The organism is Candidatus Binataceae bacterium (assembly GCA_035500095.1).
In the GTDB taxonomy this organism is placed as follows: domain Bacteria; phylum Desulfobacterota; class Binatia; order Binatales; family Binataceae; genus JAKAVN01.
Genome location: DATJXN010000136.1, coordinates 1 through 13,724, shown reverse-complemented (window position 1 = coordinate 13,724; position 13,724 = coordinate 1). Strand labels below are relative to the sequence as shown.

Annotated in this window: 13 protein-coding genes; 9 read left to right on the top strand and 4 right to left on the bottom strand. The window is 64.6% G+C overall.

The annotated features are described in order from the left end of the window. The 4 genes from VMI09_15330 to VMI09_15315 form a co-directional block, all read right to left on the bottom strand. Nucleotides 1–1,077 (bottom strand): hypothetical protein (locus VMI09_15330; GenBank protein HTQ26059.1); only part of this gene is annotated, 1,077 nt, incomplete at its 3' end. Nucleotides 1,078–1,111: 34 nt separating this feature from the next. Continuing rightward, nucleotides 1,112–2,602: a hypothetical protein gene (locus VMI09_15325; GenBank protein HTQ26058.1), complete on the bottom strand. Its 1,491-nt coding sequence runs from the start codon at nt 2,600–2,602 to the stop codon at nt 1,112–1,114. 338 nt (nt 2,603–2,940) lie between these two features. Then, the gene (locus VMI09_15320) at nt 2,941–3,534 is read right to left on the bottom strand and encodes a VOC family protein (GenBank protein ID HTQ26057.1); all 594 of its coding nucleotides are present in this window, start codon (nt 3,532–3,534) and stop codon (nt 2,941–2,943) included. Nucleotides 3,535–3,559: 25 nt separating this feature from the next. Then, complete coding sequence (locus VMI09_15315) at nt 3,560–4,144, bottom strand: MarR family winged helix-turn-helix transcriptional regulator (protein ID HTQ26056.1); 585 nt, start codon at nt 4,142–4,144, stop codon at nt 3,560–3,562. 244 nt (nt 4,145–4,388) lie between these two features. Here VMI09_15315 and VMI09_15310 point away from each other — a divergent pair, with 244 nt between their 5' ends. The 9 genes from VMI09_15310 to VMI09_15270 all read left to right on the top strand — a co-directional run bounded on the left by VMI09_15310 (nt 4,389) and on the right by VMI09_15270 (nt 13,149). After that, nucleotides 4,389–5,636 (top strand): aromatic ring-hydroxylating dioxygenase subunit alpha, encoded by a 1,248-nt coding sequence (locus tag VMI09_15310; GenBank protein ID HTQ26055.1) that lies wholly within the window; start codon nt 4,389–4,391, stop codon nt 5,634–5,636. A gap of 5 nt (nt 5,637–5,641) precedes the next feature. After that, nucleotides 5,642–6,127, top strand: a complete 486-nt coding sequence (locus VMI09_15305) for an aromatic-ring-hydroxylating dioxygenase subunit beta (protein HTQ26054.1) — start codon at nt 5,642–5,644, stop codon at nt 6,125–6,127. 25 nt (nt 6,128–6,152) lie between these two features. Next, nucleotides 6,153–7,154 (top strand): hypothetical protein, encoded by a 1,002-nt coding sequence (locus VMI09_15300; protein HTQ26053.1) that lies wholly within the window; start codon nt 6,153–6,155, stop codon nt 7,152–7,154. A 53-nt stretch (nt 7,155–7,207) separates the two neighbouring features. Next, on the top strand, nt 7,208–8,296 hold the full coding sequence (locus VMI09_15295; protein ID HTQ26052.1) for an AraC family ligand binding domain-containing protein: 1,089 nt from the start codon (nt 7,208–7,210) through the stop codon (nt 8,294–8,296). 2 nt (nt 8,297–8,298) lie between these two features. Beyond that, the gene (dapA, locus tag VMI09_15290) at nt 8,299–9,207 is read left to right on the top strand and encodes a 4-hydroxy-tetrahydrodipicolinate synthase (GenBank protein ID HTQ26051.1); all 909 of its coding nucleotides are present in this window, start codon (nt 8,299–8,301) and stop codon (nt 9,205–9,207) included. Further along, on the top strand, nt 9,208–10,341 hold the full coding sequence (locus tag VMI09_15285; protein ID HTQ26050.1) for an LLM class flavin-dependent oxidoreductase: 1,134 nt from the start codon (nt 9,208–9,210) through the stop codon (nt 10,339–10,341). 42 nt (nt 10,342–10,383) lie between these two features. Next, complete coding sequence (locus tag VMI09_15280) at nt 10,384–11,871, top strand: aldehyde dehydrogenase family protein (GenBank protein HTQ26049.1); 1,488 nt, start codon at nt 10,384–10,386, stop codon at nt 11,869–11,871. Further along, nucleotides 11,864–12,589: a class II aldolase/adducin family protein gene (locus VMI09_15275; protein ID HTQ26048.1), complete on the top strand. Its 726-nt coding sequence runs from the start codon at nt 11,864–11,866 to the stop codon at nt 12,587–12,589. Before VMI09_15280 ends, VMI09_15275 begins: the two co-directional genes overlap by 8 nt. 83 nt (nt 12,590–12,672) lie before the next feature. After that, complete coding sequence (locus tag VMI09_15270; protein HTQ26047.1) at nt 12,673–13,149, top strand: hypothetical protein; 477 nt, start codon at nt 12,673–12,675, stop codon at nt 13,147–13,149. Nucleotides 13,150–13,724: the final 575 nt, after the last annotated feature.

Below are 13,724 nucleotides of genomic sequence, written 5' to 3'. Positions count from 1 at the left end.
GCGCCGGACGGCCAGGTCCGCATGATACGCTAGCGGCACCGCGAGCGCGGTCGCGGTGAGCGCGTTGTTGCGGGCCGCGGCAAATGCCGCGGCGGCCATCAGCGCGGCGACCGCGAGCATCCCGGCGTCGTCGCCGCGCGGCACGAGCAGGCAAGCGGCCGCAAGCGCGGCGAGCATCAGGAGCATCGCGGTTAAAGGAAGCGTGGTCATCCCGGCACGATGCAGCGCGCCGAACGTTTGCAGCAGCGGCCGAAACTCGCTCACGCGACCCATCGTGTACGGATTGCCCAGGCTTTGTGCGACCGCCCTCCATTCGCCGATACCCCACGGATTGCACAGTGTGGCGAGCGCAGCCGCCGCGGTTATCGCGGCCGGGCGCAGCGCGATGCGCAGCCCCGCGCTGCGCGCCGCGACCCCTTGCGCCGCAACGGCCGCGCTATAGATTCCCAACGCAGCCAGGTCGATGAAGAATCCGCCGTGGAGATTCGTCCACAGCGCCAGCATCGGTACGGCCAGCCAGAGCGGTGCGCTGCGGCCGTAAGTTTCGCGCGCGAGCATCGCGATCAACGCCGCGAACAGCACGTAATCGAAAAGCTGCGGCCGGAATTGCATCTGCTGAATCAACGCGAGCGCCACGGCCGCGAGTGCGGCGAATTGCGCCGCTATCGCCGCCCCGGTTTCGGCGAGGCCGAGCGCAAGCAGCGTCATGACCGCGCCGGCGCAGAGAAATTTCACCAGCTTGAGGCCGATCACGCCGAAGCTGCTGTAAATGAGCGCCATGGCCACTTCGGCAAGCCATTCATGATCGATCCATCGCCGCCCTGCCACCGTGTAGGAAAAGACGTCGGTGTGGATCAGATGTCCGGTGCCAAGCATCGTCTGCCCGAACCGGATATGACCCCAGGGGTCCGCGTCGGCATATTGCATCGAATCCGCAACGACGGCGGCGAGCAGCACGAGGGCGGGAGCGTAACCGAGCAGCGACGGAGCGCGATGCGCCGTATTGTCGGCGCGAGCGATTGTTGCGTCGGTTGTGCCGGCTCTCCGTCTCTTTGGTTCGCTGGGGCCGTCGCTCATCGCACGACCATCCGGCCGGCGCGCTGCGAGTCCTCTAGGGAAAGACGCTCGGCGGCGCCGCCGCGACCAGCTCCGGAACGCCGGCAATCTGCGCGGCGGAGGAAGCGGCACGCGCAAACAGCGCGGACACCGGGTCGCGATAGATCAGGCGCCATCCGGATTGGACCATCATCAGTGTATAGGCGGGCGACCCGGTCGGCATCAGGACGAAATCGTTCGGGTACTGGTCGAGGACGCGCGCGGCGCCCGGCTCGCCGTAATAGACCGCGGCAAAATCGCTTTGCACCTGATGAGGGTAATAAGCCTCAAACATGCTCTCGATGAAGATTTTGAAGCGCGTGGACTCGTGAAAAATCAGGTAATCACCCCATCCGAACTCGCATAGCACGTCGCCGCGGAGGTTGTGTTCGCGCATGAACGTGACCGCGCCGACTGGTTTGGCCTCGACGACAGGAAGCGTTCGCGACAGCAGGCCGCTGCGGATCACGAGCGCGACCGCCAAAACCGCAAGCGCGGCATGCAGCAGCGGCCAAACCCCGGACGGACGCGCGTCGGCGGCCCCGCGTGAAGGCCGCAAGCGAGCGATCAGCAGGTCGGAATGCCGGCAGAGCGGAACATAGCAGGCAATCACCGCCATCGCGGTGTTGCGCACGGCGTAGAGCCCGCTGACGATCATCAGTACGGCGATTGCGAACAGGGCAAGGTCGTCTGCGCGCGGCGTCAATGCGAAGGCCGCGACCGTCGCGGTCATGATTCCCACGGCACAGACGAACGTAAAGAGCGGCCGATGCGTATGATTCAGGTCGGCCATCACAGCCAGCAGCGAACGAAACTCGGAAATATGTCTCAGGGTGAACGGATTGTGGACGACCTCCACGACTACTATCAAGTCGCGCAATCCATAAGGGTTGATCAGCGTCGCAAGCGCTGCCGCCGACGTCACGGCGGCCAGTCTGACCGGACCGCGCAGCCCTTCGTCCCGCGCCAGCGCCTGTGCACCGCGAACCACCGTATAAAGACCCATCGCCGCCAGCCCGACGAAGAATCCTCCATGCAGATTGGCCCACAACGCGAACATCGGCGGGACCAGCCACAGGCGCGCTCCGCGGCCGTAGCTCTCTCGCGCGAGAATTATCATCAACGCGGCAAACAGAACGTCGTCGGCCAAAAAAGTACGGATCTGCATCAGCGGCAGCAGCGCAACTGCGGCCACCCACAATACGATGGCCTGTAAGGCGAGCGACGCGCGCGTCTCGGCCGCACCGAGCGAAAGCAGCACCATCACCGCAGCGACGCACGCGAACTTGGCCAGCTTGAGCCCGATGACGCCTGAGGCGCCGTATATCAACGCCATCAGGACGTTTCCCAACCAGTCATGGACGATCCAGTCTCTCGGGCCTGGCGGACAGGCGTAAGAAAACGGGGCGTGAAAGAGCCATTGATGCTGCGAAAGAATGATGCGCCCGAAGAAGATGTGACCCCAGAGGTCGGTGTCCGCGCTGCGCATCGCGTCGGCGATCGCCATCGCGAACAATACTATCGCGGGGGCCGAACCGAGTAACGAGACGCTGCGCGGTCGCGGCGAATCGTGCGGGAGCGGGAGGTCTGATGGGGCGTCTGACCGCAGCGCCTCGATGCCGAGACGGTTCTGCGCTGCGTGCTCGGAACCTTCCCCCAAGGGCCTCGCCTCCACCCCATCGACGTCGCGGCCGTCACGCGCCCTTGCGGACGCGGACTCCGTTCCGCGCGCCGATACTCTAACAGGCTGGGAAGAACCTCAAAATAAGCCGCCGCGCCCCGGCGCTATCGAGCGCGGCATCTAACGTGCCGGTTAAAGACCAAAACGCCGACCGATGAAACGGATCAGGACTGCGCTCCCGGCGCCTTGTGCTCGGCTCGCCATTCGTTGTTGGTGCTGCGATCGCCCGCGAGCCATTTGCGGAGATCCTCGTGCGCGCTGGCTGAGCGCTTGGCCTTTATCTTGTCCGCCGCCGGATGGTCGACGGTGAATTCGAGATTCAGGCCGTTCGGATCGGTGACGTAGAGCGACACGCAATAGCCATGGTCGATTACCATCGTCTCGTGGCCCGCCGCTTCGAGCCGGCGCTGCATCTCCTGCTGGCCGGGCGCGTCGGTCACCTTGAGCGCCAGATGGACGAACGGCGAATGCGGACCGTAGTGTGCAAATTTTGCGTGCTGTCTGGGATCGGCGAAGTGAAAGAAGGCCAGCGCTCCGCCGTCGGCGATCTGGAAGAACAGATGGCAATAATAGAGTTCGTCCTCGCCAAAGACTTTGTCGCATTCCCGCCACGCCGCGACCATCGGCCAGCCCAGGATGTCCTCGTAAAACTTCCGCGTTTGCTCGAGATCGCGGCATACGTAGGCCGCGTGATGCAGCCGTGTCGGAACCGTGTCCGGCTTTGCTTCGGTGTGACCGTTGGTCTGCGTGGTGCTCATGGCGGTTTCTCCTTCTGCGCCGTATTTAGTCCTTGTTCCGGGTTTTGCGCAATGGTGTATCGCCGGCCTGCGCGGAACCGCCGCCGGAATCGGCATCCCGGATTGCGTCGGCGTCGAGGTTGCGCTTGATGCGCACGAGTTGCTCGCGCAAGAGCGGTATTTGCCCGGCGGGTATTCCGGCGAGGGCCATTCGGTTAACCTCCATCGCATAGGGCAGCAGCACTTCCTGCAGGCGCCGGCCGCGGTCTGTCAGGCGAATGTTGATTTTGCGCCGATCCTTGGAATTGCGCGTGCGGCTGATGAGGCCGCGCCGCTCCATGCTTTCGAGCGCCGTCGCCGTGGTCGGCTCCATCATGCTGACTCGGCGGCTCAGCTCGCGCTGGGTGAGCCCGTCCTCCTCCCACAACGCGCGCAGGAAGAACCACATGCCGATGCTCACGCCGTGGCGGGAAATGCGCGCGCCCAACGCGCGGAGAAACGCGCGATGGGTCTCGCGCATCAAGTAGCCGACGCTTTGGCCAGGCGGATACTCCGGGCCGGGCTTGCGCGGCGGCGAAGGCGCGGCCCTGGAATCTACCGCCCTGATCGTCATCGCTTTTTCACTGTTCACGACGTGCCGTTTCGGTGCCACGCTCGGTTCGACCCTTCAAGACCTGCGCCCGCCAACTCCGCAGCCGCCCGCAGCATAGCAAACCCTGGCGCCGCGCCGCGGCGTTTTTTTGCGGACTTGACGATCGCCGGGCAGCCGATTAGTAAGAATACTTAGATATCTTTGCATTCAGGATATCCTGACATCTGGCGCCCCTGCGGGCAAAGCCGTCCGCCGCGCCGCCCTGTCGTACGGAGAGCTCACAGTGGAAGCAGTCGAGCGCAAACCTCCCGGGAACTCCTATCGCTGGCCGGCGGAGGGTCTGGGCCGGGTTCCGTACTGGGTCTATTCCGATCCCGAGGTTTACGCGCGCGAGCAGATGCGGATCTTCTCGGGGCCGTACTGGAACTACGTCGCGCTCGAGGCCGAAATTCCCAACCCGGGAGATTTCGTCCGCAGCCACGTTGGCGAGCGCTCGGTAGTCGTGGTCCGCGACAAGAGCGGCACCGTCAACGTGATGCTCAACCGCTGCGCCCATCGCGGCGTCCAGTTCTGCCGCGCCAACTGGGGCAACACCCGCTCCTTCACCTGTCCGTACCATCAGTGGAGCTACGACCTTAAGGGCAATCTCACCGGCGTGCCGTTTCGCCGCGGGGTGAACGGGAACGGCGGGATGCCCGAGGATTTCGACCCGGCGAAGAACGGACTCACCTCTCTCAGCGTGGCGTCTCGCAACGGCGTCATCTTCGCGAGCTTCGCTTCCACCGTGCCGCCGCTCGAGGAATACCTGGGCCCGGCGATGCTCGGCTACTTCGATCGCGTCTTCGACGGGCGAGCGCTGCGCGTGCTCGGCTATTCGCGCCAGCGTATTCCCGCCAACTGGAAGCTGATGTTCGAGAACATCAAGGATCCCTATCACGCGAGCCTCCTTCACGTCTTCCTGGTCACCTTCGGCCTCTTCCGCGCCGACCAGCCCTCGGCGGTGAAGATGGATGCGAGCGGGATGCATTGCGTGCTCACCTCGAGCAAGGGCGAACAGAAGCTCAACGAAACCACCATGGAGATGAAGAATTTCCGCGCCGACTTCAAGCTCAAGGACCCGCGCCTGCTCGACCCGGTGCGTGAGTTTTCCGGCTCGGCCACCGTGGTGATGCAGACGCTGTGGCCCAACATCATCATCCAGCAGCAATCCAACACGCTCGCGATGCGCCAGCTGGTGCCGCGCGGCCCGGAACTCTTCGACCTGATGTGGACGTTCTTCGGTTACGCCGACGACACGCCCGAGATGACCCAGCGGCGGCTCCGCCAGGCGAATCTCATGGGCCCCGCGGGGTTGGTCTCTATCGACGACGGCGAGGTTATGGAGTTCTCGCAGCAGGGCGTGCGTCAGCGCCCCGGCGACGCCGGCATCCTCGAGATGGACGGGCGCGGCACGGACGATCGGGAGCATATGGTGACTGAGGCGGCGATCCGCGCCTTTTACAAGCACTACCGCGAGGTCATGGAGTTCTGACCCCGATGGCCCGTGCGCAGCAGGATCTAGTCTTGCGGCTCGAAATCGAAGAGCTATACACCGAGTACGCTCACGTGCTCGACAACTTCGAGCTGGAGCAGTGGCCCGCGTTCTTCACCGACGATTGCCTCTATCAAATCATCTCGCGCGAGAATCGCGAGCGCGGGTTGCCGCTTGCGCTGATGCGATGCGAGAGCAAGGCGATGCTCGGCGACCGCGTGGTGACAATCCGCCAGACCCAGATGTTCGCGCCGCGCGCGCTGCGCCATCTGGTCAGCTCGCTTCGGATCGCGCCCGCGACGGACGACGGCGTCGATGTGCAGGCCAACTATACCGTGCTGCAAACCCTGGTCGACGACGAAACCCGCATCCTGAGCGCCGGCCGCTATATCGATCGGCTCGTGCGCGACGGCGACGTGCTCAAATTCAAATCGCGAACCTGCGTGTACGACACCGTCATGGTGCCGAACTCGCTCATCTATCCGCTATGAAAGCCGCCGCGAACGAGGCCTTGCGATGAGCGGTCAGGCGTTGTGGATCACCGAGGCGGAAGTCGCCGCGCTGGTCGATATCAGCGACGCGATCGCGGCGCTGGAACGGGGACTCTCGGCCGAGGCCGCGGGCGGCGCCGTCAACATGGCGAAGACCCATCTTAGCTTCGGCCATGGCGACACGCTCCACGCGATCGGCGCGACGATGGTCGCGGAGGGCCTGGTCGGCACCAAGACCTGGGCCCACACCGAGGGCGGCGCAAACCCGCTGTTGATCCTGTTCGACGCAGCCGACGGACAACTCGTGGCGGTGATCGAAGCGTTCGCGCTCGGACAGCTGCGCACCGCCGCGATAAGCGGCCTTGCGGCTCGATGGCTGTCCGCGCCGGACGCGCGCGAGATGGCGCTGGTCGGCGCAGGCAAGCAGGCGCTGGCGCAGATCGCGGCGGTCGCCGCCGTGCGGCGCTTGACGCGCGTGCGCGTGGCGAGCCGCAATCCTGAAAACGCGGCGGCCTTCGCCAAACGCGCGAGCGCCGAGTTGAAACTGGAAGTGGCACCGTCGGCGAGCATCGCGGCCGCGGTCAGGAACGCAGACATCATAACGCTGGTAACGCGCGCCACCGCGCCGTTTTTGAGCTCCGCAATGGTCGCCCCGGGGGCGCATATCAACGCGGTCGGCGCCGTGGTGCCCGAGCGTGCGGAATTCGAGCCGGCGATGCTTGCGCGATGCGCAATCGTCGCGGCCGACACCGTTGCGGGCGTGCGCGCCCTCTCCCGCGAGTTCATCGAGTTCTATGGCACGGACGATCGCCGATGGAGCGGCGTGCAGCCGCTAAGCCGCGTGATCGCCGCCGGCAAGGGCCGTCCCAAAGGAGCGGACCTTACGCTGTTCAAAGCGATGGGTATGGGAATTTCGGATCTCTCGATGGGCATCGAGGTTCTCGCCCGGGCACGCGCAAACGGCGCCGGGCGGCCGCTGGCTCCGACGGTTCGGGCCAGGCCGCGCCTGGTCGGTGGAAAAGCATGAAATAGCGCCGGCGCGCGAGCCGGCATCCGTAAATTCAACTGCGAGGAATACCAATGAGCGAGAGCAAAGTCCGATTCGTCGATCGCAGCGGTTACGTGACTCCCAAACCAGACCTGTGGCCGGCGATCGTCATCTCGAAAGAAGAAATCGAAGCCGAAGTCGAGCGGCTTGCGAGCCTGCCGCCGCCGGCCAACGGGCGGCGCCGCTCGCTCATCGTGCATCCCAACGAAAACGGCACCGGCCTTGCCCCGGGCATCCAGGTCGCGCTCGACGTGCTCAAGCCGGGCGAGCGCACCAAGCGGATCCGCCACAATTCCTCGCAGGTCAACTTCTGCATCCGCGGCCGCGGACACGCGATCGTGGGCGGCCGGCAGATCAACTTCAGCCAGTACGATGTGTGGAACACGCCTTCGCTGAACGTGTACCAGAACTTCAACGACAGCGACGAGCTGCAGGTGCGCCTGACCTACAGCAACGCGGCTCTGCTCGAGAAGATGAACGCTCATATCGTAGAGGAAAATCCGCCGGCCGAGGAAATCGCGGGCGAAGCGCCCGCGGGCGAGCCCGACGCGCGCCGCGTCAACCCGTTCGGCACGTTTCCGCTCAACAGCGACGGCGCCTACCTGCTGCCCTACGAGAAGCTGATCAGCCCCGACGTGCTCGAGTCGCCGGTGTTGTTCTGGCCGTGGCGCCAGGTCAAGGAGCATCTGGACAAATTGCAGGCGCTCGGCTCGTCCTACGTCGGACGGCGCCTGTACCTGCTGTATAACCCGGCGACCGGCCGCACCAACGGCACCACGCACAATTTCTTCGCGACCATGACCGTGCGTCCGCCGCATATCGTCGACAAGCCGCATCGCCACGCCGCCGCCGCGATCAATTACTACTTCTCCGGCAGCGGCTACAGCACCGTGCAGGGCAAGGCGCTGCACTGGAAGGCGGGCGATCTGATGCTGTCGGCGCCGGGATGGGCGGTGCACAACCACGCCTCGAACGACGAACCGGTGTACGAACTGACTATTCAGGACAGCCCGCTCAATATCGCGATGGATTCGCTGATGTGGCAGGAAGACCTCAAGCATCCGCCGCGGCTTCTAGGTTCGAGCTACGGCTTCGATACCAACCGGACCAAAGTCGCTTAGCGATGCTCGCGCTGAACAAGAACTTCCTGCGCGGCTCGTATCCGCCGCTGGTCACGCCCTTTCGCGCCGGCGCGGTGGATTACGACGCCTATGCGCGGATGCTCGAGCGCCAGGTGGCCGAGGGCTCGCACGGGATCGTGGTCAACGGCACGACGGCGGAGCCGAGCACGCTCGGCCTCGAGGAGCGCAACGAGCTGGTGCGGCTGGCGGTCGAGACCGCGCGCGGGCGAATCCCGGTGGTGGCGGCGACCGGCTCCCAGTCGCACGCCGACACGGTCGAGCTTACGGCGGCCGCGGAAAAAGCGGGCGCCGACGCGGTCCTGGTCGTCACGCCGTACTTCATCCGGCCGCCGCAGCGCGGCCTGGTCGAATACTACGCCGATATCGGACGGCGCACGCGGCTGCCGATGATGATTTACCACATCCCCGGACGCGCGGCGGTCAACGTTGAAGCCGCGACCATCGAGCGTATCGCCGAACGCGCGCCCAACCTGGTCGGGATGAAGCACGCGGCCAACGATCTGGCGCTGGTCACGCAGGTGCTCGCGCGGATGGGCAATGACTTTCGCATCTTCGTCGGGCTCGAAGAGCTGAGTTTTCCGATGATGGCGATCGGCGCCTGCGGGCTGATGAATGCGGTGGGCAATCTGAAGCCGCGAGCGCTCGCGCAGATGTGCGAGGACGTATTCGCCGGGCGGCTCGCGCCGGCCCGGGCCGCGCACGACGCGCTGTTCGAGCTCAACCAGGCAATTTTCTTCGACACCAATCCCATTCCGCTCAAATACATGATGAAGCGGATCGGGCTGCTCGAGACCGAGGAGCATCGGTTGCCCATGATGCCCGCGACGCCCGAGGTGGCGGCACGGCTCGACGGCGTGCTCATGCGCGCGGGCCTGATGGAGGCAAACTAGATGAGCATCCGCAGGAACGCGGAGGATCCGCGGCGCAAGACCAATCCGCTCTTCAACGATCGCAAGCTGAAGCTCGGCACGTTCTCGAGCAACCTCAGTCACGGGTGCGCGATCACCACGATCGACGGCGTGCTGCAGGCCGATTGGCAGAGCACGCTCACGCTGGCGCGCCTCGCGGACGAGATGGAGTTCGAGGCGCTGGTGCCGGTCGGGCGCTGGAAGGGCTTCGGCGGAGTCAGTAACTTCAACGGCGCCGGCTTCGAGCCATATACCTGGGCCGCTGCGATCGGCGCCGCGACCAGATACCCGGCGGTCTTCGCAACTTCGCACGTGCCGACCGTCCATCCGATCATGGCCGCCAAGCAGGCGACAACGATCGATCACGTTACCGGCGGGCGTTTCGCGCTCAACATCGTCACCGGATGGTTCCTGCCCGAGATCGAGATGTTCGGCGCGCCGCAGATGGACCACGATCTGCGCTACGACTGCGCGGTCGAATGGCTCGATATCATCAAGCGCCTGTGGACCGAGGACAAGGAGTTCGACTACGACGGCAAGTACTACCGGATCAAGAAAGGGATGCTGCGCCCAAAGCCGATCCAGGCGCCGTATCCCGTCGTGATGAACGCGGGCGGCTCCGAGGTGGGACGCCACTACGCGGCCAAGTATTGCGACGTGGCGTTCGTCATTTTCGATCCCGACGATCGCGACGGCGCCCGGGCGCGGGTCAGGAGCTACCGGGAACTGGCGCAGCGCGAATACGGCCGCGACCTGCAGCTCTGGACCGCGGCCTACGTCGTCCAGGGAGAGACCGAGGAGGACGCGCGCGATTTCTTCGACTATTACGTTCATCAAAAGGGCGATTGGGTCGCAGTGGACAACCTCGTCAGTACGATGGGGCTCAACGCGAAGACCCTGCCGCCCGATACGCTGCGTTCGATGAAAGCGCACTTCATCGCCGGATGGGGCGGCTATCCGCTCGTCGGCACCAGGGAACAAATCGTCGAAGAGCTCGGACGCCTCTCGGAATGGGGTCTCGACGGCGCGGTGCTTTCGTGGCCCCGGTACATCGAGGGCATGCGGCAATTCAAGCAGGAGATCATGCCGCTGGCGAAGCAGGCCGGGCTTCGTTAGCGCTCGCATCTTCACAAGCGCTCGCATCAAGGAGATCTCGAGATGGCTCACGCGGGCCAGCAAACAATCGATCAAAGAGAACTGGTCGCTTCGATACCGCGCGACCTCTACTACGTCGGCGGCTGGCACGCCGCCGCCGACGGCGCTCGCACCGACATCTGGAGCCCCTCGACCGGGCAATCGCTGGGCAAGGTCGCGTGGGCCGGGGCCGAGGACGTTGACCGCGCGGTGCGCGCCGCGCACGCGGCCTTTTATCAGTGGCGCGACGTCAAGCCGCTCGAGCGGGCGAAGATCCTGCGCGAGGTCGCGGCACTGCTCCGCCGCCACGGACGCGAACTCGCGCTGATCGACGCCGCCGATTGCGGCAATCCGATCGCCGAGATGATCAACGACTCGGCGATCGGCGCGGCCAGCGTGGAATATTTCGCCGGCCTGGTCACTGAAGTAAGAGGCAGTACGATCCCGATGGGCCCGGGCGTGCTGAACTACACGCTGCGCGAGCCGCTCGGCGTAATCGCGCGCATCAACGCCTTCAACCATCCGCTGCTGTTCGCCGCGATGCGCACCGGCGCGCCGCTCGCCACCGGTAACACGCTGATCGTCAAGCCGCCCGAGCAGGCGCCGCTTTCCTCGCTCCGCTTTGCCGAGCTCGTCGGACCGCTCTTTCCGCCGGGAGTGTTCTCCGTGCTGCCGGGCGGGCGCGAGTGCGGCGCCGCGCTGACCGCCCATCCACTGATCGCGAAGGTCGGCCTGATTGGCTCGGTGCCGACGGGAAAGGCGATCATGCGGGCCTCGGCCGAAATGCTCAAGAAGGTGGCGCTCGAGCTCGGCGGCAAAAACGCGCTGATCGCGTATTCCGACGCCAATCCCGACAAGGTGGCCGCAGGAATCATCCGCGGGATGAACTTCACCTGGTGCGGCCAGTCCTGCGGCTCGACCAGCCGCGCCTTTTTGCACGAGTCGATCCACGACGCCGTGCTCGAGCGCGTGGCCGCGGCCGCGCGCGCGATCAAACCCGGCATCCCGACCGAGCAGAGCACCGCGATGGGCAGCCTGATCAGCAAGGATCAGTTCGACAAGGTCATGCGTTACATCGGCTACGGAGTCGAGGATGGGGCACGGCTGGTGGCCGGCGGCAAAGCGCCGCAGGACCCGCATTTGGGCAAAGGTTTCTTCATCGAGCCGACGATCTTCGCCGACGTCACGCCGAAGATGCGGATCGCACGCGAGGAAATCTTCGGCCCGGTGCTGTGCATGTTTCGATGGTCGGACGAGGAAGCGATGCTGCGGGCGGTAAACGACGTCGAGTACGGCCTGACCGCCTCGATCTGGACCCGCGACCTCGCTGCCGCGCATCGCACCGCCGCGCGCGTCGAAGCCGGTTACGTGTGGATCAATTCTTCGAGCGCGCACTACCTCGCCGCTCCGTTCGGCGGCTACAAGCAGTCGGGCGTGGGGCGCGAGGAGTCGATCGAGGAGATGATGGACGCAACGCAGATCAAGAACGTCCACGTCGAGTTCGATGCCTGAGGCCGCGGGCGTTATCGACGAGCTTGTAGAGGCCAACCATATCCTGTTCGACCAGGGCGTGGTCGACGGATTCGGACACGCAAGCGCCCGTCATCCGCACAAGGACGGCCGTTTCCTGCTGGCGCGCAGCGTCGCACCGGCGATGGCCACGGCGGCTGACATCATGGAATTCGACCTCGACGGCAATCCCGTCGATGCGCGAGGCCGCCCGCTCTACCTCGAGCGGTTTATCCATAGCGAAATCTACCGCGTGCGGCCGGACGTGGGGGCGGTCGTGCATAGCCATTCGCCGGCGGTCGTGCCGTTCAGCGTGGTCAGCGGAGTACCGCTGCGCGCCGTATGGCATCTCGGCGGCGTGCTCGGCGAGGGCTGCCCGATATTCGAGATTCGCAGCGTCGCCAGCGCGGCGACCGATCTCCTGATTCGTAATGCTGCGCTCGGCGCTGCGCTCGCCAGGTCACTCGGCGCGGGATCGGTCGTGCTGATGCGCGGGCACGGATGCACGGTCGTAGGGCCGACCGTGCGCCATGCGGTCTTCAATGCCGTCTATACGGAAATCAGCGCGGCGCTCCAGTCCGAGGCGATGCGCCTCGGCGCGGTAACCTACCTTACGCGTGAAGAGGCCGCGGCCGCGCTTGCCTGCAACGCGGCACAGATCGATCGCTCCTGGGAATTATGGAAGACGCGGGCGAAGCGGCGCCTTCAACCGCAGGCCTGATACGCTCCGGCTCGGTTCCGCTTGCGCTTCGCGCAAGACGAACCGAAAATGAAAGGGGGGAAGAGACCAAGGAGGAGCGGGCCGTGCGTAAAACCGTAGTGGATGCGGCAGGGGATCGTCAGGAGCGGCGGCCCGAACAGGAATGGCTCGACCTCGCAGAGGTGGCCCGAGTAGAAGTTACTTCAGAGGATCCGAGGTTTCCAATCGAGGCCGCCTTGGTCGCGGAGAAAAGACCAGGTTGGCGGGCAGCCCAAAGGGGCTTACAGAGTATTCGCATAATCTTCGACCAGCCGACCCGCCTTCGCCGGATCAGGCTCGAATTCTCGGAAGCGGAAATTGCGCGCACGCAGGAGTTCACTCTTCGGTGGTCGGCCGCGCCGAGCGGCCCATTCAGCGAGATCACTCGCCAGCAGTGGAACTTCAGCCCGCAGGGCTCGACCGCTGAGATTGAAGACTATCAGGTGAATCTGGAGGGCGTGCGCGTTTTGGAATTAGCGCTCAAACCCGATCTCACACCGGCCAACGCATATGCAACCTTGGACAAGTGGCGAATGGTCTGAAGCCGCGGAGCCGATTCTATCGAATCAGCCAATAACGCACACAACCTCGCGGGCCGCTTCAGTCGCAGTAAGAAGTAAACTCGGCCGGAAAACCTCGGAGGTGCAATACTCTTGCTGTGGTCGCCACCAGAGCCCGTCCGTCAACGCGCGCGTCAACTGCTCGAAAAGAGTGGACTGATCTCCGGCTGACTGAAGCAGTGGCCAGCGCAACCCAGGTGGAGCGCACCAGACCAAACGCCGGTCAGATTGTAGCTAGTATGGTGTCCTGGAAATAAGTTTAATTCCAAATCTCGAGGCTGTCACTCCGAGCGCAGCGAGGAATCCCGGCTTCCACGAAAAACCGAATAAAGATCAGGGATTCCTCGGTCGCTGACTCCCTCGGAATGACACTTTGAAGCTTTTCCGGATATGCAAGTTATTAACGGGACATCACACTATTGACACATGTATAAATAATGTCCTATACTACGGGCCGGTGGAGGATGCGGATGCGGCCGGTAGGAAGTGGGAGGCAGTTAGAACGGCGGCGCCAGCGCGCGATCGCGCTGCTCAAAGAAGGGCATACGCCGGTCGAG